General features: G+C 42.1%; 16 protein-coding genes, 1 tRNA gene and 1 pseudogene. 9 read left to right on the top strand and 9 right to left on the bottom strand.

Features of this window, described 5'->3' with window-relative positions; all coding sequences use genetic code 11:
- Nucleotides 1–52: 52 nt before the first annotated feature.
- From rpoB to rpsT, 3 genes are all read right to left on the bottom strand, one after another.
- Entirely contained in the window at nucleotides 53–3,370 is a 3,318-nt protein-coding gene (gene rpoB, locus ACLFKQ_RS07005) for a DNA-directed RNA polymerase subunit beta (protein ID WP_448999110.1), read from the bottom strand.
- 366 nt (nucleotides 3,371–3,736) lie between these two features.
- The gene (locus ACLFKQ_RS07000) at nucleotides 3,737–4,543 is read right to left on the bottom strand and encodes a TatD family hydrolase (RefSeq protein WP_448999109.1); all 807 of its coding nucleotides are present in this window, start codon (nucleotides 4,541–4,543) and stop codon (nucleotides 3,737–3,739) included.
- An 81-nt stretch (nucleotides 4,544–4,624) separates the two neighbouring features.
- Entirely contained in the window at nucleotides 4,625–4,921 is a 297-nt protein-coding gene (gene rpsT / locus ACLFKQ_RS06995) for a 30S ribosomal protein S20 (RefSeq protein ID WP_448999108.1), read from the bottom strand.
- Nucleotides 4,922–5,363: 442 nt separating this feature from the next.
- On the opposite strand from rpsT, the gene hisD reads away from it, so the two are divergent.
- Nucleotides 5,364–6,677: a histidinol dehydrogenase gene (gene hisD, locus ACLFKQ_RS06990; RefSeq protein WP_448999107.1), complete on the top strand. Its 1,314-nt coding sequence runs from the start codon at nucleotides 5,364–5,366 to the stop codon at nucleotides 6,675–6,677.
- 50 nt (nucleotides 6,678–6,727) lie between these two features.
- On the opposite strand, the gene ACLFKQ_RS06985 is transcribed toward hisD, so the two are convergent.
- Complete coding sequence (locus tag ACLFKQ_RS06985; RefSeq protein ID WP_448999106.1) at nucleotides 6,728–8,008, bottom strand: glycosyltransferase family 4 protein; 1,281 nt, start codon at nucleotides 8,006–8,008, stop codon at nucleotides 6,728–6,730.
- A 477-nt stretch (nucleotides 8,009–8,485) separates the two neighbouring features.
- On the opposite strand from ACLFKQ_RS06985, the gene ACLFKQ_RS06980 reads away from it, so the two are divergent.
- From ACLFKQ_RS06980 to ACLFKQ_RS06960, 5 genes are all read left to right on the top strand, one after another.
- Nucleotides 8,486–8,574: transfer RNA gene (locus ACLFKQ_RS06980), tRNA-Ser, on the top strand.
- 158 nt (nucleotides 8,575–8,732) lie between these two features.
- Entirely contained in the window at nucleotides 8,733–10,052 is a 1,320-nt protein-coding gene (locus tag ACLFKQ_RS06975) for an ABC transporter substrate-binding protein (RefSeq protein WP_448999105.1), read from the top strand.
- Nucleotides 10,053–10,258: 206 nt separating this feature from the next.
- Nucleotides 10,259–10,732 carry a superoxide dismutase, Ni gene (sodN, locus tag ACLFKQ_RS06970; protein WP_448999104.1) on the top strand — a complete coding sequence of 158 codons (474 nt, stop codon included), beginning with the start codon at nucleotides 10,259–10,261 and terminating at the stop codon, nucleotides 10,730–10,732.
- 240 nt (nucleotides 10,733–10,972) lie between these two features.
- The gene (locus ACLFKQ_RS06965) at nucleotides 10,973–12,013 is read left to right on the top strand and encodes a TIGR00341 family protein (RefSeq protein ID WP_448999103.1); all 1,041 of its coding nucleotides are present in this window, start codon (nucleotides 10,973–10,975) and stop codon (nucleotides 12,011–12,013) included.
- A gap of 195 nt (nucleotides 12,014–12,208) precedes the next feature.
- The gene (locus tag ACLFKQ_RS06960) at nucleotides 12,209–13,096 is read left to right on the top strand and encodes an SDH family Clp fold serine proteinase (protein ID WP_448999102.1); all 888 of its coding nucleotides are present in this window, start codon (nucleotides 12,209–12,211) and stop codon (nucleotides 13,094–13,096) included.
- A 256-nt stretch (nucleotides 13,097–13,352) separates the two neighbouring features.
- On the opposite strand, the gene ACLFKQ_RS06955 is transcribed toward ACLFKQ_RS06960, so the two are convergent.
- A complete protein-coding gene (locus ACLFKQ_RS06955; protein WP_448999101.1) occupies nucleotides 13,353–13,793 on the bottom strand; it encodes a TOBE domain-containing protein in 441 nt (146 codons plus the stop codon).
- A 208-nt stretch (nucleotides 13,794–14,001) separates the two neighbouring features.
- On the opposite strand from ACLFKQ_RS06955, the gene modA reads away from it, so the two are divergent.
- The gene (gene modA / locus ACLFKQ_RS06950) at nucleotides 14,002–14,823 is read left to right on the top strand and encodes a molybdate ABC transporter substrate-binding protein (RefSeq protein ID WP_448999100.1); all 822 of its coding nucleotides are present in this window, start codon (nucleotides 14,002–14,004) and stop codon (nucleotides 14,821–14,823) included.
- A gap of 54 nt (nucleotides 14,824–14,877) precedes the next feature.
- Nucleotides 14,878–16,758, top strand: a complete 1,881-nt coding sequence (gene modB / locus ACLFKQ_RS06945; RefSeq protein ID WP_448999099.1) for a molybdate ABC transporter permease subunit — start codon at nucleotides 14,878–14,880, stop codon at nucleotides 16,756–16,758.
- Between the two features lie 128 nt (nucleotides 16,759–16,886).
- Here the strand turns inward: modB and ACLFKQ_RS06940 are convergent, their stop codons facing one another.
- The 4 genes and pseudogenes from ACLFKQ_RS06940 to ACLFKQ_RS06925 form a co-directional block, all read right to left on the bottom strand.
- Nucleotides 16,887–17,078: a TOBE domain-containing protein gene (locus ACLFKQ_RS06940; RefSeq protein ID WP_448999471.1), complete on the bottom strand. Its 192-nt coding sequence runs from the start codon at nucleotides 17,076–17,078 to the stop codon at nucleotides 16,887–16,889.
- Between the two features lie 219 nt (nucleotides 17,079–17,297).
- On the bottom strand, nucleotides 17,298–18,344 hold the full coding sequence (locus ACLFKQ_RS06935; protein WP_448999098.1) for an AI-2E family transporter: 1,047 nt from the start codon (nucleotides 18,342–18,344) through the stop codon (nucleotides 17,298–17,300).
- 183 nt (nucleotides 18,345–18,527) lie between these two features.
- Nucleotides 18,528–18,635, bottom strand: coding sequence for a hypothetical protein (locus ACLFKQ_RS06930; RefSeq protein ID WP_448999470.1), 108 nt, complete (start codon nucleotides 18,633–18,635; stop codon nucleotides 18,528–18,530).
- Between the two features lie 337 nt (nucleotides 18,636–18,972).
- Nucleotides 18,973–19,209: pseudogene (locus tag ACLFKQ_RS06925) on the bottom strand (Na+ dependent nucleoside transporter N-terminal domain-containing protein); the annotation flags it as partial.
- A gap of 158 nt (nucleotides 19,210–19,367) precedes the next feature.
- Between ACLFKQ_RS06925 and ACLFKQ_RS06920 the strand changes: the two are divergent.
- Nucleotides 19,368–20,504: a methyltransferase domain-containing protein gene (locus ACLFKQ_RS06920; RefSeq protein ID WP_448999097.1), complete on the top strand. Its 1,137-nt coding sequence runs from the start codon at nucleotides 19,368–19,370 to the stop codon at nucleotides 20,502–20,504.
- Nucleotides 20,505–20,636: the final 132 nt, after the last annotated feature.

Below are 20,636 nucleotides of genomic sequence, written 5' to 3'. Positions count from 1 at the left end.
AAACAAGATGAAGGAGAAAAAATTTCATCCTTCACCATCGATTCATCTAAAATTAAGCTTCTCCTTCTTGAATTTCTTCTCGTGATAGAGATTCATAGGTAGGACGACTGGGAGTGCGTCGGGGACTATCTGCCATTAAATCTACTTCCACATCATTGCTGCTGCCGTCTTCTAACGTTTCTAGCTTGTGTACGGCAATATCTAGTCCTAAGGATTGAAGTTCGCGCATCAGTACTTTGAAAGATTCGGGGGTACCGGGTCGAGGAATGGGTTTGCCTTTGACGATCGCATTGAGAGCTTCGTTACGTCCCTGCATATCGTCTGACTTGACGGTCAGTAATTCTTGTAGGGTATATGCCGCACCATAGGCTTCTAATGCCCAAACTTCCATTTCGCCAAAACGCTGTCCACCCTGTTGGGCTTTACCACCAAGGGGCTGTTGAGTAACCAGAGAATAAGGTCCGGTAGAACGAGCGTGAATCTTATCATCTACTAGGTGAACTAGCTTCAGCATATAGGCTTTACCGATGGTTACGGGGCGATCGAATGGTTCTCCAGTGCGTCCGTCAAAAACCTGAATTTTACCGGGGTTTTCGGGGTCAAATACCCACTCTTTCCCTAGTTTGTGCGAAGCTTCTTTAATTTTGCCGTGTACGGACTCTCTCGATGCTTCTTTACCATACATCTCATCAAATGGCATCATTTTAAACCGCATTGCCAGGTTTTCTCCCGCCCAGCCAAGAAGACATTCAAACACCTGCCCGACATTCATTCTCGAGGGAACTCCCAAAGGATTGAGGGCGATATCTATCGGCGTGCCGTCTGGTAGGTAGGGCATATCTTCAATGGGCAAGATCCGAGAGATAATCCCTTTATTGCCGTGACGACCCGCCATTTTGTCACCTACCTGAATTTTGCGTTTTTGAGCGACGTAAATTCGCACTACCATGTTAGCTCCAGGAGGTAGTTCGTCTCCTTGCTCTCTGGTAAATACTCTCACGTCTACTACTCGGCCTTTTTCGCCGTTGGGAACTCGCAAAGAATTATCCCGCACGTCTCTGGCCTTTTCACCAAAGATGGCTCGCAGTAACTTCTCTTCGGGTGGTTGATCCGACTCGCCCTTCGGAGTCACTTTACCCACTAGAATTTCTCCTGCTTCTACCCAGGCACCAATGTGAATAATGCCCCTTTCGTCTAGATGGCGCAGGGCATCTTCGCCTACGTTGGGAATTTCTCTGGTAATTTCTTCTGGTCCTAGTTTAGTTTGGCGAGCTTCAATTTCATATTTTTCGACGTGAATGCTAGTGTAAACGTCGTCAAATACTAGTCTTTCGCTAATTAGGATCGCATCTTCGTAGTTATAGCCTTCCCAAGGCATATAGGCAACCAGTACGTTTTGTCCTAAAGCTAATTCTCCACCTTCGGTAGCAGAACCATCAGCTAAGACTTGCCCCGGTACGACATCCTCACCGACATAAACTAAGGGTCTTTGGTTCAAACAAGTATCCTGGTTAGAACGTTGATATTTTTGCAACTGATAACTAATTTCCGTTCCCACTTCAGGAGCGTATAGCCCGTTACTGCCTTCGGTAACTCTAACTTTGACGACGGTAGCATCGACAAAGGTGACTATGCCGTGAGTCCGCGAGACGACTACCATCCCCGAATCTCTGGCTGCCTGTGCTTCTAAGCCCGTTCCTACCAAGGGGCGTTCCGGGCGCAATAGAGGTACGGCTTGCCGCTGCATATTCGAACCCATCAAGGCACGGTTAGCGTCGTCGTGTTCGAGAAAGGGAATCAAGCTCGTAGCCACCGAAACGATTTGTAGGGGAGAAATCGCTACATAATCTATTTCGTCAGGATTACAGGTAGAAAATTCTTGGCGGTAGCGAATGGGAATATTCTCGCCGATGATATAACCCTCATCATCAGTAGCGACATCTCCCGGTGCTACCCGCAAATCGTCTTCTTCGTCGGCAGTCAAATAAACCGATTCTTCTTCGTATAAAACTCTGCCATTTTCTACTCGATAGTAGGGAGTAGCGATAAAACCATATTCGTTAACCCGTGCATAGGTAGCCAAAGAACCAATTAATCCGGCATTCGGTCCTTCAGGGGTTTCGACGGGACAAATTCTTCCGTAGTGCGAAGGATGAATGTCGCGAACGGCAAATCCCGCTCTTTCTCTGGTCAATCCTCCAGGTCCCAATGCAGACAGACGACGTTTGTGAGTCAATTCTGCCAGAGGATTGGTTTGATCCATAAACTGAGACAGTTGAGAAGAACCAAAAAATTCCTTAATAGCTGCTACTAGGGGTTTGGGGTTGACCAGCGCCGCAGGGGTTAGGCTGTTAGATTCGCTGACAGTCATCCGTTCGCGAATGATTCTTTCGAGGCGATTCAAGCCGACCCGAACCTGGTTTTGCAGCAGTTCTCCTACAGAACGAACGCGACGATTACCCAAGTGGTCGATATCGTCCGTACTACCGCCATCAAATTCGAGGTTAATTAGGTAATCTACCGCTGCCATAATGTCGGTAGTGGTTAATACTCGAATCGTATCGGGAACGGTAAGACGAAGTTTTTTGTTTAATTTGTAACGTCCGACTCGACCGAGATCGTAGCGTTTGGGATCGAAAAAGCGCGATTCTAGTAGCTGCTGACCTCCACTTACGGTAGGTGGTTCCCCTGGACGGAGTTTGCGATATAGCTCTAGTAAGGCTTCTTCTTCGCTGGGATTTCCTTCTTTGTCTAGGGTTTTTTGATAGAAGTCGGGATGGCGCAAGCCATCGAGAATTTCGTTGTCGCTCAAGCCGATCGCTTTTAAGAGTACCTGAGCCGAGAGTTTGCGAGTTTTATCGATTCTTACCCAGACCAAACCATTTTTATCGGTTTCAAATTTTAACCAGGCTCCTCGGTTGGGAATTAGAGAAGCAGAATAGGTTCGCCGTCCGTTTTTGTCCGTTTCAGCTTTGTAGTAAACTCCAGGAGAGCGCACAATTTGGTTGACAATCACGCGCTCGGCACCGTTAATAATAAATGTTCCGCGAGCTGTCATTAACGGCAAATCGCCGACGAACACCTCCATTTCTTTGATTTCTCCGCTTTCTTTGTCGATCAGGCGGGTGGGAACGTACATTTGCACGTTATAGGTGCTGTCACGACGTTTGGCTTCTTCCATCGAATATTTTGGTTCTTTGAGCCGATAATTTTCGCCGATAAAATGCAGCTCGAATTTTCCCGTATAGTCGGTAATGGGAGAAAAACTATTAAATTCTTCAATTAATCCTTGTTCTAAAAACCAACGAAAACTAGAACGCTGAATTTCAATTAGGTCTGGCAGTAAGTTGTTGTGAGCGGTATTAGTCATATAATTTAGTTATTTTATTTATTGCTGGTGGTAAAGAAATTGACTAAGGCGATAAAGATTAACTGGATCTTGCTGTTTGTCTAACTAAAAAATCTGTCATTAGCTTTAAATGATAAAAAGGATTGGTGCGGCTCGATTTTATTGACGAGGAAACACCAGTTGAGAATTCGAAAAAGTTAAGTCTCGGCTGTATAATATCCCTCTTAACCTCGTGTACAGCTGCGAACCGAAGTAGTAAATTTACCATTTAACGAACTCCCAGCGATCGCTACAATAACAAACACCTCACACTCTCGCATCGCTAACTTGGCAACTGTCCACTGCTTCCCTAGGCAATTCCAACAAAAACCGCCCAGTATCACATCGCTAGGTCTGAGTAAGCTGTGAGGCTGGTTGTAAAGGAAGTTTGAATAAACGACAAGCATTGGCGGTAGTCTGTCGAGCGATGGTTTCTAAAGAAACATTGCGCAGTGAGGCTAGATGTTCGGCGACGTAGCGTACATAGGCTGGCTCGTTGGTTTTTCCGCGCTGGGGTACGGGAGCTAGAAAAGGACAATCAGTTTCTACAAGCAAGCGATCGCTAGGAACGATTTTGGCAGCATTCTTAATCTCTCGAGCATTTTTAAAGGTTACGATGCCGCTAAAGCTAATATAAAAACCCAGATCGAGAAACCACCGGGTTTCTTCCTCGTTACCACCCCAGCAATGCATTACTCCTCTAACCGCTCCCTGAGACTGCCAAAAATTTACTAAGATATCTTTTAGCCTTTCAGCAGCATCGCGACAGTGAATGATAACTGGTTTATCTAACTTGCGCGCTATTTTTAATTGCTCTTGCAATACTTTTTCCTGTAGAGTATGGTTATCGGCTTTATAAAAGTCCAATCCAGTTTCGCCTATAGCTACGACTCGCGAATCCGAACTAGCCAAAGCTAAGATTTTTCCAGCAGTTTCATCTTGCCACTTATGTGCATCCAAAGGGTGCAACCCCACTGCAAAAGACAGTTCGGGAAATTTGTCTGCTAGAGACTTGATTCCCTGAAACTCTTCTGGTTCCACACAGGAGTGTACCAAGTGAACTACATCTGCTTCAAACCAACGCTTTCTAAGCGAGCTTAGGTTCCCCTGAAAAACATCAAAGTTGATGTGTACATGGGTATCGATTAACTGCATTTACTTGGGGTAATTTGCTTGCTGTTATATTTTATTAAAATTTTGAATTTTAGGAAAAATCGAAGACTGAATTTTATTCCTCTAAGATGCTGCTTTGGTAACTCGAGCCAGATGCTTGGCTATACGGGCTTTTTTTCTAGCTCCATTATTTTTGTGTAATACCTGGCGTTTGACAGCCTTATCTATCTTACTGTAAGCTGCCGACATAGCCTGACGAGCAAGGCTCATGTTTTCGGAAGTTGGTTCTGCTGTATACTGTTCTACAGTACTAAAGTATTTCTTCATCAGAGTTCTCACTGCTGACTTATATGCTTTGTTACGAAGGCGATTGCGCTCTGCTGTTCTGATGCGTTTGATTGCCGATTTAGAGTTAGCCACAGTTATTAACGAATAATTACTTTGCTGGTAGTACTTTAAGTTTAAGTTTCTTAAAAAGAAAAAATCAGATAGAACTGGATTCTATATCCTAACAAGCTATAAAGATTTCTGTCAAGAAATAAAATCCCTAGCTATAATAGTTGTTTACGGTCGGATAATAAAAAAATAAAAATAAACTCTATCGAATGTCTAATTTAATCTTCACAATCTAGTTTACTTTATTTTTTCAACTCAGGGATACCAAAGAGGTATTTTAACTTTCGATCGCACCACCTACACCACAAATACAAGTTAAGCTAAAGATATCAAGATACAGTGAGCACTTTAAGCGAGGAAGTTTCTTCAAAAGTTGGGTTTGCTGGTAGCAGCATTGAACCAACTGCAGTGAAATTCCCGAACTTAACTCACGTTGGGTAGTAACTCCAAGGGACATGAGAACTCGATGCTGCGAATAATCGAACGGCAAGCTGAGGCACAAGCAGAACTCAAGCGGATTAGCAATCGTACTATAGATAACGATATTCGACCCCAAGAAGAAACGGTCAGGAACATTATTACCACCGTCAAACATCATGGCGATCGTGCTTTGCTAGAATATACCAAGAAATTTGACGGGCAAAGTCTAGCCGCAGAACAATTGAGGGTAAGTGCCTCAGAACTAGATGCTGCTTATCAACATATTTCTCAAGATTTGCTTCATGCAATTCAGTTAGCCTGTCAGAAAATTGAAGCTTTTCATCGACAACGAGTTCCTAAGTCTTGGGTAAAATTTGAAGATGACGATGTAGTATTGGGTAGAAGATATACTCCGGTCGATAGAGCGGGCTTGTATGTCCCTGGCGGGAGAGCGGCCTATCCCAGTACGGTATTGATGAATGCCATTCCCGCCAAAGTCGCCCAAGTACCGCGAACAATTATGGTAACTCCTCCTGGAGCGGAGGGAGAAATCAATCCTGCAGTTTTAGTCGCAGCCCAAGAAGCAGGAGTGGAAGAAATTTATCGTATCGGAGGAGCGCAAGCAATAGCAGCCTTAGCCTATGGAACGGAAACAATTCCTCAGGTGGACGTAATTACAGGTCCTGGTAACATTTACGTGATCCTGGCTAAAAAAATGGTTTACGGTAAGGTGGGAATCGATTCGTTAGCAGGACCTTCTGAAGTATTAATTATTGCCGACGCAGAAGCCAACCCAGTTCATGTAGCGGCAGATTTACTAGCACAAGCCGAACACGATCCGATGGCGGCAGCAATTCTATTGACGACTGATAACAATCTAGCTCGACAAGTCCAAACCGAAGTCAGCAGGCAACTAGAGAATCATTCTCGAAAAATTTTGACTGAAAAAGCGATCGCTCACTATGGATTGATCGTCTTAGTCGATTCTCTAGCAACAGCAGCAGAACTTTCTAATTTATTCGCTCCCGAACATTTAGAATTAGAGGTCGCAGAACCTTGGGAGTTGCTCGACCAGATTCGTCATGCCGGAGCAATTTTTATGGGCAACTCCACACCAGAAGCGGTTGGGGATTATTTAGCAGGACCGAACCACACCCTACCTACTTCGGGAGCGGCTCGTTATGCTTCTGCATTAGGGGTGGAGACATTTATGAAACACTCGAGCTTAATTGACTACTCTTCTACAGCCCTGAAAAAGATGTCTAGTACGATTCAAATTCTGGCACAGGCAGAAGGTTTACCTTCTCATGCAGATTCAGTAAAACTGCGAACCGAGGATAGCACTCATCAGGATGAGTAGACAAGTAAGTGGCTACCCGTTCCTGTTTCGACGGGTCTAGTAAGAGAAACTCAGCCCGATTGACTGTTAGTGGCTACTGTTTGAGACCGGCGATTATCTTCAATTAGTTTCAAATAGAGCTGGTTGAGTTGAGTAGCCACACCCTCCCAGCTAAATCTCTCTTCTACTCGCTTTCTGGCATTTTTTGCCAAAGTGTCGCGCCATCGAGGATTATCGAGGAGGCGAGCCATCGCCTGGGCAAATGCTTCTATATTCTGAGGAGGTACGAGCAATCCAGTTTCGCCGTCGACTACGGTAAACTGAAGCCCACCTACCTTAGAAGCGACTACAGGAGTACCGCTGGCCATCGCTTCAATTGCCACTAAGCCAAAAGGTTCATAGTGACTGGGGACGACGCAGACATCGGCAGCAGCATAATATAGAGGCAGTTCGCCATCGCTAACTCTGCCGAGAAAATCTGTTTTTCCTTCTAGTCCTAATTTGGCGACGAGCGCCTCAATTCTCTCTCGTTCGAGACCATCGCTTCTACCAGGACGCGAACCGCCCCCAATAATTAACCTCAAGCGGGGATCATTTTTCCAGCCAGACTGACCGACAGCGCGTACTAGAGTTTCGATGCCTTTGCGGGGATCGAAACGACCGATATAAAAAATTACTTTAGCATCATCGGCAATCGCCAAACGAGAGCGCGCCTCTGCCTGACCGATGGCATTGAAGTGTCGCACATTGGTACCACAGGGAATAATTTCGATACTGCCACGTTCGGAAACCAGGGAGCGCATATGCTCTTTTTCTTGTGGGCTAGTAGCAATAATGCAATCAGCTAGTTCTAAACAATCTTTCTCGATTTCTAAACGAGTATTACCAATTTCTGGAATTTCAGACATCGACTCATATTTGACCGCTCCCAAAGAATGATAGGTATGCACCATGGGAATCTTTAGCTGCTGCTTTAATTGGAGTCCTACCCAGCCTGAAATCCAGTAATTAGTATGTATTAAGGAATAGTTGAGATTTTCTTTTTCTCGAAATTTCAAGACTGACTCGACAAATTCTTTGCCGTAGTCAAAAATATCTTGACGGGGAATGAATTCTTCTGGTCCTGCGTTCAAACGAACAGTACGACAGCGAGCGCCGTGGCTAACGATCTTAGCTTGTTGGGAATCGCTAGCACGGGTAAACATATCTACCTGCCATCCCTGACGAGACAATGCTTCGCCAACTTGACGGACGTATACATTTTGCCCTCCTGCTTCTTCTTCTCCAATCTCGACTGCAGGATCGCCGTGAACGGAGATTAAGGCAATAGCCCTGGTTGGTTCGTCATTCATAAGCTAGGTTAGAACCTTAGTTCGATCGACAAAAATAGAGGAAATTCAACTATTTTTTTTAGACTCAAAGCAATATAAGAGCTTTTTACTGACCAAAAAGCAGCTGCACCGCAGTCTCCTTAGCTATGAGCGCTGCGTTATCGACGATCTTCGTTGGTAAGTGCTGCTAGTTTTATTGTGACATTATAAATAATGTTGGCAATAGTGCCTTTTACCAATGTTGCTCTTAAGAGTAATGGAATTATTTATGAGTCAATCGATAAGTATAGCAATCCCAGTATCGAATGTGGAAAAAAATTTTCGCTCGATTACCCTTTGCTAATTAATCGAGAGCGATCGCCGGGTACGAAATCAGCGTTTTCCGGTTGCTTCGGTAAACATCTATTCTCCCCGTCCATCATTCATAACCGAGCTGAGCAAATTATTATTCTACAGTTTTGATAAATCTGCTATAATGATAACCCGAATTGAAACCTTGGAGAGGTGGCTGAGTGGTTGAAAGCGGCTCCCTGCTAAGGAGTTATGAGGTGTAAACTTCATCGAGGGTTCGAATCCCTCCTTCTCCGTACCAGACAGAAACAGAAAAATTTAGTGCTGTTAGTTTTAGCGTGCGCAGGTTACTACGCAATACTTAAATTAACCTGTAGAGTTAATTTACTAACAGTATTTTAAAAGCATTATATTAGTCGATGAAAATATCTTTGAATTGAATAGGATTTAAAGTATGAAACTTTTTAATGGCGATCGCCAAAAGCGTAAATTCACCGTCTCGGTCTCGACCGTAGTAGCTAGCAGTTTTCTAATTGTCGGTTGTCAAGAGGTTAATACGGCTGATAATGGTGGCGCAAGTGGAGATGGACTAAAACTAGGAGTTTTAGCTCCGACCACTGGAGATTTAGCTTCCATTGGGCAAAATTGGCCTACTGCCGTTCAGCTAGCAGTAGATACCGTAAACGACTGCGGTGGAGTTAATGAGAGTCCCGTAAGCGTAAGCGTTCAAGATAGTCAAACCGATCCTACGGCAGGTAGTACGGCAATGACTCAATTAGCTGAAGTGGATAATGTCGATGGCGTCATAGGTGCATTTGCCAGTAGTGTTTCCAGTGCCGTAGTGGATATTGCAGTACGCAATAATGTGATGATGGTTTCTCCAGGTAGCACCAGTCCCGTCTTTACCGAACGCGCTAGTAATGGCGAATTTAACGGTTACTGGGCGCGTACGGCTCCCCCAGATACCTATCAAGCTCAAGCTTTAGCTGCACTAGCTGAGAAACAGGGATTTGAAAACGTTTCTACTGTGGTAATTAATAATGATTATGGGGTAGGTTTCGAGCGGCAGTTCGTGCAAGCCTTTGAAAATACAAATGGCAAAGTTAACACTAAAACCGAACCAGTCCGCTACGATGCCAAAGCTGCCACTTTTGATACCGAAGCTAAAGCTGCTTTCCAAGGCAACCCAGACGCGGTAGCTGCCGTGCTTTACGCTGAAACCGGTAGCGTATTACTCAGATCGGCTTACGAGCAGGGATTGACAGATGGAGTTACGATTCTGCTAACCGATGGGGTATATTCTGAAGATTTTGTCAGACAGGTAGGTGAAACACAAGAGGGCACATCGATTATCAGTGGAGCTTTAGGTACGGTGCCGGGAGCTGACGGTCAAGCCCTAGAATCTTTTTCCCAACTCTGGCAGGAAGAAACCGGCAAAGAATTAACCGCTTTTGTCCCTCATAACTGGGATGCCGCCATATTGATGATGCTGGCTGCCGAAGCTGCCGACGAAAATACAGGAGAAGGAATTAAAAACAATATTTTAGATGTAGCCAATGCACCTGGAACCGAAGTAAGCGATGTCTGCGAAGCATTGGAGTTGGTTCGTAATGGCGAAGAAATTAACTACCAGGGAGCCAGCGGTAACGTCGATATTGACGAAAATGGTGACGTCGTCGGTAGCTATGATGTCTGGCAGGTAGGAGAAGATGGCAGTTTAACAGTAATTGATAGTGTTACTCCTGCTGGTACTAATTCTGCTAGTTCCAATTAAAGATAGATGCGCTAGCTTTAAATTTATGTCTTCTTGCAAAGCAACCCTAGATCGCACTAAGCTCTAAATAGGAAAAGAAAACAAAGATATAAGATGATAATTTTATACCTTTGGAAATATTGAACCCATCTTTTCCAGCGTAATTATTATATAGCTGACTGCGATTGCGGTCGGTGCGAACATACAAACACGATTGAAGATAAATTATGTTGAATCAATTCATTACTACAATTAAAAATTTATTCCCCGCACCAGAGGTTCACGCTCACTGCGACGGTCCTTGTGGTGTTTACGATCCTGCCTCGGCTCGCATTGCTGCTGAAGCAGTTGTGGCAATGACCAACAAAATTCTCGATCTAGAAATTCCTAATTCCAGCGATAAACAGGCAACAGTAGCTTATCAGAACACTGTTTCTCGTTTTGTTGCGATTAAGGAAGAACAGGCTCAAATAACTAAAGATGAGCTATTGATTCTGTGGACGGATTATTTCAAGCCGGTACATCTAGAAAAATATCCCGATCTTCACGATACTTTCTGGAAAGCAGCAAAACTTTGTTCTGCTTGCAAAGTAGAAGTAAGCTCTCAACATGCTAGCGAACTAATGGAAGCAGTTCATAAAATTCACGATATGTTCTGGGCTACTAAAGACAAAGACGTTAGTTGGTATAAAGCTAGCTAGTTAATTTTCAAGAGTTAATCTCAACGAGGTGGGTTATTGAGATATAACTCACCTTTTTTATTAACCAAATTGATAAGAGAAAATAAACTAAAGCTAGACCAACAGTTTATTTTTCCTTTGAATTAAAATTACTACAGCAATACGGTAAACCTCAATCGACCCTCAACGAACGACAATCGCTAGATTGCCAGATTTTCCTGATTTATACTTATTCCTCTAGTACCATTTGGTTAATAGTTAATGAGCCTCCGCTTGATTGAAGTTTTTTTACCTCTAACAGAAGAAGAAAATATACAGCAACTACTATCATCGTATCCTTGGCTAAAAACCAAGACTGTCTTTAAATCGCAACAGCAACTTGCGGTCAAAATCTTACTCGATGAAGAGCGAGTGGAATCGTTAATTGAAGATCTCAAACGAAAATTAGCCCACCTCGACGATTTTCAACTGCTAATTTTGCCAGTAGAAACCGTACTAACTCAAGCTAATTTACAATCCTACAAACCTTCTCACCAAGATAGTGATAAACTCATCCATCGACAAGAAATTTATACTCAGATTGCTAAAAGCATTCGCCTTTGTAGCACGGAAATTTCTTTAGTTATTCTCGCTACAGCGATCGCAGCAATTGGTTTGGTAGAAGGCAGTGAAGTGGTAATTATCGGAGCAATGGTAATCGCACCTTTGCTCAAACCCAACATGGCATTGGCTGTTGCTACTACTTTTGGAGATCTGTCTCTAGCAATTAGAACGATAAAAGTAGGTTTGACAGAAATTTTCCTGTCTTTACTACTGTCGATTTCTTTAGGCATAATGGTGCCGGTTAATTTGGGGATGAAGGAAATTGCCACTAGAACCAGCGTAGATTTTTCCGACGTTATTTTAGCTTTTGCTTCGGGTGCAGCGGGAGCAATTTCTCTGACGGTTGGAGAACAAAGCGCAGTAGTAGGAGTTATGGTTTCAGTGGCATTACTACCTCCTTTAGTAGCTTTGGGAATGCTAATTGGTTCGCAACTATGGCAACCCGCTCTTGAAACCTCAGTTTTGGTGCTAACCAATATCGTATGTCTGAATCTAGCGGCGATCGCCACTTTTTGGTTGAGAGACGTTCGTCCCCAGAATTGGTGGCAAAAATTTCAGGCGGGTAAAATAACTGGTATCGTATCTGCGTTTTGGCTAGTGCTGCTTGCCGTAGTAATTAGTCTTATTTTTATGTTTCGGTTTGACTATGGCAATTTTGTTTCCTTGATAGTAGACGAACTTTTGGTATATCTTCTGTAAAATATTAGCCATGGGATAGTTGCAGCAAATAACTTAATTATTAGCTCATAGTTAATAACTAACAAAAGAGCGTACCCCAGTACCGAGAGCCTATTCTCAGTGTAAGAGCTATCGAACAACTCCAGATAGATCTTTAGCTCCCTAAAAACTGAAACAATAAACAAATTAACTTTTATTATTGACCTCGTTACCGACATGAATTTTAATTTTTTCGATCTTTTCTGGATTTTTCTCGCCATTTCTTCTTTACAACCTGTCTGGCAACGTCGCCGCATTGAAGCTCAAAGAATACAGGCGATAAGAGAACTAGAAAGACAGCGAAAAAGTCGGGTTATTCTGCTGATTCATCGTCAAGAATCAATTAGCTTGCTCGGTATTCCCCTTTCGCGCTACATTTCGATCGAAGATTCCGAACAAGTTTTACGAGCGATACGCCTTACTCCTTCTAATACTCCGATCGATTTGATCTTACATACTCCTGGTGGTTTGGTTTTAGCTACAGAACAAATTGCTAGGGCTTTAATCCGTCATTCTGCTAAGGTGACTGTTTTCGTACCCCATTATGCGATGAGTGGCGGTACGATGCTGGCTTTGGCAGCAGATGAAATTATCATGGATGAAAATGCCGTACTCGGACCCGTCGATCCCCAGTTGGGTAACATGGCAGCAGCCAGTATTTTGCAGGTGGTAGAACAAAAACCGATCGCCGACATTGACGATCAGACCTTGATTATGGCGGATTTGTCTAAAAAAGCGATCGCGCAAGTACAGCGTTTCGTACGTACTCTGCTCAAAGACGAGATTCCCCAACCCAAGATCGCTCCCGAAAACATCGAGAGAATTATCGAGTTGCTAACTACGGGTAAAATTACTCACGATTGCCCGATTACTGTAGAGGAAGCTAGCGAAATTGGTTTGCCAGTAACTGTAGGAATGCCTAAATTTATCTATAATCTGATGGAACTCTATCCACAACCTTCGGGGGGTAGACCATCGGTGCAGTATATTCCCATGCCTTATAAACCCTATCCGAGCTTACCAGAAACTAAAGGAAGACCATTACCCGATCGCAATAATCAATAGTTAAATGACTGACTGCCTGACACGAGTACCTTAAAGCTTTGTCCTATATAGATTTTATTTTTTACTCAGAGGCTATTTTTTAATGATGCGACCGCGGTGATGACAGAAATATACTCTACTTGAAAAATCTAATTTTTACTAAATTATGGGGATTGACAGAAATCTGTTAGGCAGTTTAGTTAGCAATATCTGTTCGCTACATTTGCAAAGAGCGCACTGCCATTTTATCGCTTGATGTAGGGCATTATTTTAGAGATTAAGCCAGTAAGCTTTCCGCTACTGGCTCTAGAGAATCACTGACAGCAATCATGACATTGCTGGACTTAATCATGGCGTAAACAATCTTACCCGTTTCTAGATCGAGCCGTCGAGCAGAGGTAGTGGTAATTACAGAGGTTAACTCTACTTGAGGCGCAATTTCTAGAGTAATTTCGGTGTTAACGCCATTGGGGTGAAGACGAGTAATTTTTCCCTTCAATAGATTCCGGGCACTCACTTGAAATGGCTCTGGTGTATTCATTTCAGCTTCTGGTTTCGAGAGCGAGGTTGCCGATTCCGAAGTAACTTCTAAACTGCGTAGGAGTTCGCGCAAAACCTCTGTCTTAGAACGTTGAGTTTGCTGGCAGTAAGCTTCTAAGAGCTGCCGCTCTTCTGAAGAAGACTGAAAGGTAATCCAACCTTGTTTTTTTCTGGGCATTATTGTAATATACCAACTAAGTTGGTAAAAACTGAATTTATTTATTTTCATTTTATCAACGCTTCTTTGCTTAAACCCAAGGATTCTCTGAGGGTAAAAATCCTTACTAATCTAAACAGATGCCCTAGCTAGGAACAGACAACGCTCTGTAAACCTATTGGCTGCTTGATTGACAGCTTATCCTTAGTTGAAATGTTTTTTAGCGATCGTGAACAAAAAACGTATTTTTTCTTTATTTGCTTGGGCGTGGATGACTTTTTTGGTAGTAATTGGCTGTAATCTGGTCGCAGCTAGTGCTCCTTTCGTTACATTGCTGAGTCAGTCACAACCAGTCCAATTAACTATATCAGCAGCAGCGAGTATGCAAGATGCCATGAAAGCTGTCGGACAACTTTACCAAGAAGAAAACCCAAACACTGAAATCGAGTATAACTTCGGTAGCTCAGGAGCTTTAGCCCAACAAATCGAACAAGGAGCCCCCGTCGATGTCTACATTTCCGCCAACCAAAAGTTTATGAACGAGTTGGAGCGAAAAGACCTTTTATTACAAGGTACTCGTGAAGATCTCTTAAAAAATCAAGTGGTTTTAATCGTCCCCAACAATGGGAATGCGCCTAATATCTCTAATTTTCAGGACTTGACAAACCAACAGATTGAAAGATTTTCAATCGGTGAGCCAGAAAGTGTGCCTGCCGGATCCTATGCAAAACAAGTTCTGACTTCGATGAATCTTTATGACGAACTTCAACCGAAAACCGTCTTTGCTAAAGATGTCCGCCAAGTTCTAACCTATGTAGAAACTGGCAATGTAGATGCGGGGATTGTTTATAGTACAGATGCCCAAATAACAGATCGGATTAGGGTAGTAGCCACTGCACCAGATGATACTCACGAACCGATTATTTATCCAGTAGCGGCAATCAAACGCACCGATAACCCAGAGGCGGCTAAAGAATTTGTGAAATTTTTATCGAGCGATCGAGCGACAGATATTTTTAGAGAGTATGGGTTTCAAATAGTGAATAGGTAAGAATTAACAACTAGATCGACCAAATGTTTGCCTTCTTTTGATGAGGTATCAGCGATGGACTTTGATTTATCTCCTTTATGGATTTCCCTAAAAACGGCTTCGGTTGCTACCGTTTTTACCTTTTTTGTAGGGATTGCCGCTGCCAGCCGAATGAAGGCATATAAAGGTAAAGGCAAAGGTTTAATTGACGGAATTTTAACCCTTCCTTTGGTTTTACCGCCCACAGTTGTCGGGTTTTTGTTATTATTGCTATTTGGCATCAATAATCCCGTGGGAAAATTATTAAATCAGTTGGGAATCACCGTTATCTTTTCTTGGCCAGCTACAGTTATTGCTGCCACGGTAGTTTCTTTCCCGTTAATGTATAAAACCGTGTTGAGCGCTTTTAAACAAATCGATAATGATTTTATTGACTGCGCTCGCACTTTAGGAGCATCTGAAGGAAAAATTTTTTGGTCGATCGTGCTACCTTTAGCTTGGCCTGGAGTCGTGGCGGGAACTATTTTAGCCTTTGCTAGAGCTTTGGGAGAATTTGGCGCTACTTTGATGTTAGCTGGTAGTATTCATGGTAGAACCCAAACCATGCCGATCGCGATATTTTTTGCTGCCGAAGCCGGTAATATGGGTAGAGCCTTGATTTGGGTATTAATTACGATCTTTATTTCTCTCGGAGTTATTGCAGCGATTAATTATTGGGATGAATCTCAAGAGCTTTCTAAAAATCGAAACATTGAAAGCGGCAATCTCATCACCAAACTTTTCAATTTTGTTATTTTGGGTCAGTTTAAAGATCTAGACTTAGCTGATAAAGCCACCTCATCTCAAGAAAATAATCTCCTTTCAAGCTACCAAGTAAATAGCAAAAAACCAGAACTTTCTTTAGATATTGAAAAAAACTTTCAAAACTTTAAACTTAAAGTAGATTTTACTGCCAATGGAAACACTTTAGGACTTTTAGGAGCTTCGGGTTCGGGAAAAAGTATGACGTTGCGTTGCATTGCTGGACTAGAAAAACCTACTAAAGGATTTATCGTTTTAAACGATCGAGTGTTGTTTTGTTCCCACAAAAAAATCGATCTTCCTACTCGTAAACGTCGTATAGGTTTTTTATTTCAAAACTATGCTTTATTTCCCCATATGACCGTGGCACAAAATATCGCTTTTGCCTTGCAAAATCTGCCAAAAGAGGAACGATTGTCACGAATAGGAAGATACATTGAAATGATGGAGTTGGAAGGATTAGAAAATCGCTATCCTCATCAAATTTCTGGAGGACAACAACAAAGAGTAGCCTTAGCAAGAGCTTTGGCGATCGAACCAGAAGCCTTACTATTAGATGAACCTCTTTCAGCACTCGATACTTATCTACGCAATCGAATTGAAAGACTGCTAAAAAAAGTTCTTACGTCTTATCAAGGAACTACTTTATTTATTACTCACAAATTAGAAGAAGCTTATCGAGTGAGTAATAACCTTTTGATCTTAAAAGATGGAAAAATAATTGCGGAAGGGTCAAAAGAAGATATATTCGAGCATCCGAGAAAGTTAGCTGTTGCCCAGATAACCGAATGTAAAAACTTTTCTCAAGCTCGAGCAATTAGTTCACAAAAAGTAAAAGCATTAGATTGGAACTGTACTCTTAAAGTTGTAGAAACTATTCCCGACTCTTTAACTCATATAGGAATTCGAGCCCATCATATCGCTTTTGCTGACGAATTAGAACCAGAAAATACATTTAAGTGTTGGGTAACAGAAACCAGTGAAACGCAGCATAGAATGACCGCTTATCTCAAACTTAATTCTCCCCCTAAAGACTCTGAAGATTATGATTTACAAGTGGAAATTTTTAAGGAAAAATGGGGGAAATTAAAAGATCGTACTTTTCCATGGTACGTTTACTTAGATCCTTTGAGGTTAATTTTGATAGAGACATAAAAATTTTGGTATCTTCAGTCGTTGAAATAAGCTACTGTCGAATTTTTTCTACCACTTTAGTTATGAGAGTTATTAGTCGTTAGTTATTAGTCGTACTTGCTAATGACTAATAACCGAAGACAGATAAACTAATCTACAGCTACCATAACATCTGTCGCCTTAACTACTGCATAAGCTTCCTTTCCTGCACTCAATCCCAGCTTTTCTGCTGAGGATTTGGTAATAATTGAAACCACTTCAACTCCTGGAGAAACTTCTATTGTTACTTCAGTATTGACTGCTCCTTGATTGACTTTTTTTACCGTACCTTTTAAGCTCAGGACTTACGCAGTTGAATGAAATTTCGTTGTTTGAGCAGCAAGTCAGTAACGGTAAATCAAGGTTTAGAGTGCTGAAGTGCGTAAGTCCTGAAGCTATTAAGCGCACTTATTTCCATATTTTTGTAGCTTTTAGAGCTACGCTAATAGATTATAAAGTAACTTACCAGATATTTGAACCGTCTTTTCCAGGTGCGTACTGTAGAGAATGGCATTCGATCGCTATTTGACATTTTCACCGCGCATTTCTTCGAGATCGAGGAGACTAATTAACACTCCTGCGGTCGGAATTGACAGAAATATACCAATTAGTCCGGCAATTCTCGCACCTATGAGTAAAGCCAAAAACATGACCACTGGATTTAGATTGAGGGAACCTTGCATGATTCTCGGCATTAGTAAATTTTCCTCAACTTGTTGAAGTAAGATGCAGCTAACCAATATTTTGAAACTAAGCCAAATTTCTTGAGGCAAAATAATCAAACAGACTAAGCCAATGCCTAAAGTCGCACCAATGCCGGGAATCAAATCGAACACTCCAGCGATCGCGGCTAAAGCCAAAGCATAGGGAATATTCAGCAAAATAAGTACCAAAAACGTCGATACGCCGAAAAAAATCGACAGAAGCAATCTACCCCAAAAAAAACCGAGAAAGTTTTTGGAAATGGCAATCGTTAAATCTTCTCGTAAATTAGGAGCAATGAAGCGCAAGACAAAGTTCCACAATGGTCTACCATCTAGCAGCATGAAGAAGGCAACGACCGCTATTAGCACTAAGTCCAGTAGTCTAAACAAGATATTTTGGATTGTGGACAATCCCGTACCTATTAAACTGAGTGCTCTTTGTTGTAACTGTGCTTCAAACGCCTTCAAGTCGAGGTTAATATCCTGATTTTGAATGAAAGGTAAATCTTTAAGTGGTGCGATCGCGCTATTTAATAGTTCGGGGGCTTGTTCGAGCAGTTGCTGTAGTTGAGCAATAATCGTTAATCCCAGGGTTGCTGCTAAGCCACCTAGAATTAGCAGCGCGAGTACAAATACGAAAACCACCGCCAACCATCGAGACATAAAACGAGAGACCCAAGTAACTGGATAATCGAGTAAAAATGCTAGTATTGCCGCAAAAACAAAAATTATCAACACAGTTTCAAAGTAGGCGATTATCTGCGCGATCGCCCAGGCAAGGGCAAAAAGCAGCAAATAACGAATTAGCTGAGAATTGTTTAGGTGTTTCCACATCTGGTTGCTGTTGACTTTTAGCTCTTTCATCCCACTTGAAGCGAAGTAAATCTAATAATTTTTTGGCGAGCGATTTTCTAGCTCCTTGAGAACAACGATTAAATATAAGTTAAATATAATAAGTCCGATGTAGATAGACATCAAAAACTCTAAAATTTCTTACCTGTCGTCTTTGGTAGTTGTTTTAGATTTAATTACATCCACCTACTGGCTTCACAACAATATTCCCGTGACACAAGCTGTTAGAAAACAGGCAAAAAAAGTAGCAATCATCGCTCTCAATCCTAAGTCTGCAAAATACCTTTGTCGGTGGGGTGCGATCGTACTAAGTCCTCCAATTTGAATGCCAATCGAACTCAGAGGTTGTCTGAGAAGTCTGATTTATTACACTAATGCCCCCTAAATCCCCCGCCCCTCCCTACCCCTCCCCAATGCTGGGGAGGGAACGAATGGTCTCCCCCAAATTTGGGGGAGATTAGAGGGGGCAGGGACTATGATTTATTTTCCCCCCAGACTTGGGGGTTTAGGGGGGCAAAACCAAGAAATGGAAAGTTAAAAAGATAACTTTTCAGATGTCCTCTCAGATTGGAAAAGCCACACAAGGCATAGGTACTGATAATCGTAGCTCTTTCATGGTTAAATTGGGTAAATAAATAAGAAAGACAAATTTTGCTCCCTCATCAGAAAAATCGAGTAGCTGTTTGAGAAGATCGCCCAAAAATTGAAACATAGTTAACCCCAGGGTAGTTTTGAGAATAAAGACCGCCAGAATTAATTGCAACCCAATTCCCCAAAGCACTGTAGACCATTGAATCGCCCTACGATTGACCGAAAATAAATAGCCGATTCCCACAAAAACTATTAATCCTAATAAAGAAATGACTCGCTGATTCATATCTCAGGGTGACAAACCATAATTTCAGATGATTTTGCCCAAGAATAGCAGATAAATAGTACTCGAATCGCTTATGAACGACGAAATGCTCTAGAGTCTATAGCAATTAGAGTTAGTATTAAAGTATTAATAGAGTTAAAAATGCTTAGGGTAAAATTATGGTCTTTCTCTATTCTCAGACTAAACACCCCTTAATTCCTCAAGCTCATAATCCTGAAGACGATTTAGCTTTAGCCAGCGAAACTAAAAACTTTCGCCATGAGTATTTTTTACTTCTTAAAAATAAGCTGGAAAAAATAGCGGCTAATTATCCTGAGAGTGAGAATTCAGAATCGCTCTATCGTCACATTCGCCAAGAACTAGATGCAACTCCAGAAATACAAGCAGCCAACCAGCGTCGTAGTGAATTACAAGATCGACTTTGGGAAAGAGTGGCAAGCGCGATCGAAAGCGATCACGACAGACTCAATCGTGAATTTGAGTCTTATCAAAAAATTCCAGATCGAGGCAAATTAGAACTAAATTCTGAATTTGACTATCCTCGCTATCAATCAAAAGTCGAGATTCATCGGATGCCTGGTGGCTACTTGCAAAATAGAGATGAAGCTGATTTTTGGACGGGAGCTATTTACGACCACGGTGTTTTTCTCTACGGACAAGGTTGGTTTGGCGGTCTAAATGATGAATTGGGCTATACGTTAATTAATAATGTTTTGCGTAAATATTATCCAGAATTTACCCCTCAAAAAATTCTCGATCTCGGCTGTTCGGTCGGACACAGCACCTTACCATATGCATCGGAATTTCCTAATGCCGAGGTATGGGGAATCGATCTGGGAGCATCTTTATTAAGATACGCCGATGCTAGGGCAAAAGCATTGGACGAGGAAGTTTATTTCTCTCAACAAAATGCAGAACAAACCGAGTTTGAGGATAATGCTTTCGATTTAGTCGTCAGTCACATTCTGCTACATGAAATTCCCAGTGGTGCTAGAAAACGAGTATTTGCTGAAAGTTATCGTCTATTGAAACCAGGGGGAATCATGGTTCACTTAGAGAGTCAGTTATTCTTATCTCCTCCCAATCTAATGACTCGCTATTTTCGCGATACTGAAGTGTGGGCTAACTCAGAACCCTATTTAGCTTCTTCAAAATTAGCAGACTTTGAAAAATATGCTATGTCCGCTGGATTTGAACTAGAAGAGTTTAAAATTCATCGTGTCCCTGGTTATTATGCAAGTCAAAAAGGAAATAACAATCCAGGGTGGATGGCACTTTGTGCTCAGAAACGTTAGATGAGAAACAACCCTGTAGTGCAGTTTCAAGAAATTCATCCCGCCGTAAATTCTCACCTGACGCTTTATATGCTAGAAACCTGAAGGGGTGACAAGGGAGCTAGAAAGATTGCTGGATAATAAACATAGCTC

It is taken from the genome of Myxosarcina sp. GI1(2024), from assembly GCF_053543375.1.
This window is presented reverse-complemented; position numbering and strand designations above follow the sequence as displayed.